Source organism: Deltaproteobacteria bacterium (assembly GCA_011773515.1).
Lineage (GTDB): Bacteria > Desulfobacterota > Deferrimicrobia > J040 > J040 > WVXK01.
In genome coordinates this window covers 14,583-18,295 of sequence record WVXK01000109.1, presented here as the reverse complement: position 1 = coordinate 18,295, position 3,713 = coordinate 14,583, and the positions used below count along the sequence as shown (strand labels likewise).

Below are 3,713 nucleotides of genomic sequence, written 5' to 3'. Positions count from 1 at the left end.
TGAAACGTCCCCCTTTGCCGGGAGGGACGTCCCAGCGCAAGAGACCTTCCTCATCATCCCCCGTTCACCACACAGTGCCCTTCCCTGCCCGGTGCGCGGGAAGCCGGTAATGCTCTCCCGTGATGACCACCATTTTCGATACGGAGAGGCCCTTGTAGCACTCTCCCGGCCCTCTTTGGTCAGTGGCCCGAAAAGCGGCGAAAAAAGGAGCCCCGTTTTCTGCAGGTTCATGCTCAAAGAGATCGGAAAAAACAACATGTGCGATGGAGCGTGAAAAAAGACCCGGCACGCCCTGTGGTCATTTCTGGCCCGTTTTCACGTGGGTGACGCAAAGCGTCGAGACCACCTGCGGTGCGGGGAAGAGAAAACGGCCCCTCAGATGAGAATGGCGAGCAGCTTGTAGGTGAGAAAGCTCACCGCCCCGGTTCCGGGAAGGGTGACGATCCACGCGTAGAGGATTTTCTTGCTCACCCCCCAGCGGACGGCGGAAAACCTTCTCGTCGCACCGACGCCGAGAATGGAGCCCGTAATCGTGTGGGTGGTGGATACGGGAATGCCCGCATGGGCGGTGAAGAGCAATATGATCGATGCCGTCGTCTCGGCGGCAAAGCCGTGCACGGGCTCGATCTTGATCATCCTGGCACCGAGCGTCTGGATCACGTTCCATCCACCGATGGCCGTCCCGAGGCCCATGACGAGGGCAGAGGAGAGTATCACCCATTTGGGCACCTCCAGGGTCTTGAGATAGCCGCCCGAGACAAGGGCCAGGGTGATCACCCCCATGACTTTCTGGGCATCGCTCGTGCCGTGGGAAAACGCCATCACCCCTGCCGAGACGAGCTGCAATTTCTTGAACAGCCTGTTCGACGTCCCCTTGGTGACCCGGAAAAAGAGACGAAGGATGGGGACCATGAAGAGAAAGCCCAGGATGAACCCGAAGAGGGGAGATATGAGCATGGCCTTGAAGATGAGCTTGAGCGTCTTCGTGTTCAATACGGTAAAGCCCCCGTGGGCTATCCCCGCCCCCATGACGCCGCCGATCAGGGCATGGGAGGCGCTGATGGGAAGCCCCATCAGGGTTGTCACCGTGTTCCAGGATATGCCCGCCACCAGAGCTGCGCAGACCACCGTCTGGGTGATGAGCTCCGGTGCAACGATTCCCTTTCCAATCGTCTTGGCGACAGCCGTGGAGAAAAACGCCCCGGCGATATTCAATGCCGCAGCGAACAGGACTGCCTGGAGAGGGGAGAGCACTCTCGTCGAGACAACCGTCGCAATCGCATTGGCACTGTCGTTCCACCCATTGGTAAAGTCAAAAATAAGGGCGAAGGCCACAACCACAAAGATCAGCCATCCAGGATCCACACCAGCTCTCCCTCATTGCGAACTCTTATCATGAATATTTCAGGACGGCACCCTCAATGACGTTCGCGGCGTCTTCACAGTCGTCCACCGCATTCTCGAGATGCTCGTAGATTTCTTTCCACTTCATCACTTCGATGGGATCGTTATTCCCGTCAAACAGCTCGGCCAGAGCGCTTCGTAAGTAGCTGTCTCCTACGTTTTCCAGGCGGTTGACCTCGATGCAGTACTCCAGTATTTTTTCGGAATTCCTCATATCGTGGAGGAGTTTCACCGCGTTCATGATTGCCTCGACGGACTCGATCAGCGTATCGGCAAAACTCCTTGCATAACTCGTGCTCTTGTCTATCTTAAAGAGCACTATCCGCTCGGAAACCGCCTCCATGTGATCGAGGATGTCATCGAGCTTGCTGGTGAGATTGTGTATGTCCTCACGGTCGATGGGGGTTACGAAGGTTTTGTGGAGGCTCTCGACAATCTTATGGGTTATGTCATCTCCCTCGGACTCTTTATCCTTGATCAGGACTGCCAGCTCTTCCGCCCTTTCCATGTTATCGAAAAGCTCCTTTATGAGCCTTGCTCCCTCCATGACCCTCTCCGTCTGGACCTCGAACATCTCGAAGAACTTCTCATCTCTTGGAAACAGTCGGAATCGCATGTCCATCCCCTTTTTAGAGATTCAATTCCTGCAGGAAAAACCATTTTCAATCTAACAGAAATAATACGCAGAATAAAATAAAATTTTCTAATAGGATATGCTTCCCGGAAGAAGAGCGCGTGCCGGGAGAACTTTGCAGGGAAAGGAGTCAGATATGCAGGTGGGAATAATCGGGGGAAGTGACGTTGACGGGGAAACCTACCGCAGGGCCGAGGAGGTGGGCAGGTTGCTGGCCGCAAGGGGTGCAGCCATCGTAAGCGGCGGCCTCTCGGGGGTGATGGAGGCATCGGCAAAGGGGGCCAAGTCGGCCGGGGGAGTGACCATCGGCATCGTCCCCGGGAGCGACAGGGGCAGTGCCAACCGGCACACCGATCACGTGATCGCAACGAACATGGGACACGCCAGAAATATCATCATAGCCCACTCATCGGACGCCTTTATCGCCATCGGCGGCGAATACGGGACACTTTCGGAAATCGCCATAGCCCTCAAGCTGGGGAAACGGGTCGTGTCCCTCGGGTCGTGGGATATCCGGGGGGTTATAAAGGCAGCCACTCCCGAGGAGGCGGTATCGCTCGCCCTCGGAGGGTGACGTTAGCGGGGATGATCGAGCTTTTCGGCAATCGAGTAGAACCTCTGGAAGGTGTGATTGTCCACCCCGCTCTCCCAGTGGCCCGTCACGCGCGCACCCAGGTAAAAGCTGAGTATCACGGCGAGGAGCAGGAGGGGAACCGCCAGCTCCTTTACCCGTTTCTTACCGAAATACCCCACCGTCAGGCAGTCGTCCACGGGACAGGATGATACGCAATTGAGACATGCCGTGCACTCAACGGTCCTGACGGATTTTTTCCTGTGCACCCGTATCTGGTACGGGCACTCCTTTGTGCAGGACTCGCAATCGATGCACAACCGGGCATCTCTTCTGACCGCAAGGGGGGAGAAAAGCGAGATCACCCCGAGGAAGGCGCCGTAGGGGCAAAGATACCTGCACCAGAAGTTCTTCACGAAAACGGAGAGCGCAAAGATCACGGCGAGGGTGATCGCCGTCGTTTTGGACATGTCGACGAAAAACAGGAGCATCTTGGCGTCGGCCGCCACGTTGTACGGGGAGGAGATGAAGCTCTCTATGTCTTTCACCGACATTTTGAAAAATATCACATAGACGAAAAATGCGCACAGCAGGTACTTCACCGACATGAGCAGGTGGTCCAGGATGGGGGGAACGGTGATTCTTTTTTTGAGAAAGCGCCTGCTTCCCCGCTCGACCATCCGGGAAATGCAGCCAACCGGGCAGACCCACCCGCAAAAACTCTTCCTCGTTGCGATGGCGGAAACGATGACCGCCATGATGATGGTGAGCCCCGCCGGGTGGACATGGTCGTATGTCCCCGTGGCCAGAAAGTACCGGAGGCCGAGGAGGGAGCTTATCGGCAAAAACCCCTCGACAGCCGGCGGGCGGTAGGCGGTGAGATTTCCCGCCATGATGCCGGCGTAAAAATAGATGAATTCGATGCCCACGAGCACGTAAAAGAGGGTGTAGACGCCCTGGACGACCCATCTCAGCGACGGGATCATCTTCCGGGTGCCCGCTTCTTTCGCAGCCACCGCCGGCTCCCTTCCCTTTTTGCCCTTTTTCGTCAATACGGCATCTTCCACGACCCGCCGTCCCCCTTTTGCTCTGTCACCTTTCCCT

General features: G+C 56.7%; 4 protein-coding genes. 1 reads left to right on the top strand and 3 read right to left on the bottom strand.

Going from position 1 to position 3,713, the window contains the following annotated elements; translation table 11 throughout:
• Nucleotides 1-375: 375 nt before the first annotated feature.
• Together GTN70_11670 and GTN70_11665 are read right to left on the bottom strand one after the other, a co-directional pair.
• Nucleotides 376-1,365: an inorganic phosphate transporter gene (locus GTN70_11670; protein NIO17618.1), complete on the bottom strand. Its 990-nt coding sequence runs from the start codon at nt 1,363-1,365 to the stop codon at nt 376-378.
• 28 nt (nt 1,366-1,393) lie between these two features.
• Nucleotides 1,394-2,020 carry a DUF47 family protein gene (locus GTN70_11665; protein ID NIO17617.1) on the bottom strand — a complete coding sequence of 209 codons (627 nt, stop codon included), beginning with the start codon at nt 2,018-2,020 and terminating at the stop codon, nt 1,394-1,396.
• Nucleotides 2,021-2,174: 154 nt separating this feature from the next.
• On the opposite strand from GTN70_11665, the gene GTN70_11660 reads away from it, so the two are divergent.
• Entirely contained in the window at nt 2,175-2,612 is a 438-nt protein-coding gene (locus tag GTN70_11660; protein NIO17616.1) for a TIGR00725 family protein, read from the top strand.
• A 2-nt stretch (nt 2,613-2,614) separates the two neighbouring features.
• Here the strand turns inward: GTN70_11660 and GTN70_11655 are convergent, their stop codons facing one another.
• Nucleotides 2,615-3,676, bottom strand: coding sequence for a 4Fe-4S binding protein (locus GTN70_11655; GenBank protein ID NIO17615.1), 1,062 nt, complete (start codon nt 3,674-3,676; stop codon nt 2,615-2,617).
• Nucleotides 3,677-3,713 lie beyond the last annotated feature (37 nt).

Excerpts from the sequence above, each read along its gene's own strand:
- GTN70_11660 (NIO17616.1), top strand. The coding sequence starts at position 2,175 with ATGCAGGTGGGAATAATCGGGGGAAGTGACGTTGACGGGGAAACCTAC.
- GTN70_11665 (NIO17617.1), bottom strand. The coding sequence starts at position 2,020 with ATGCGATTCCGACTGTTTCCAAGAGATGAGAAGTTCTTCGAGATGTTC.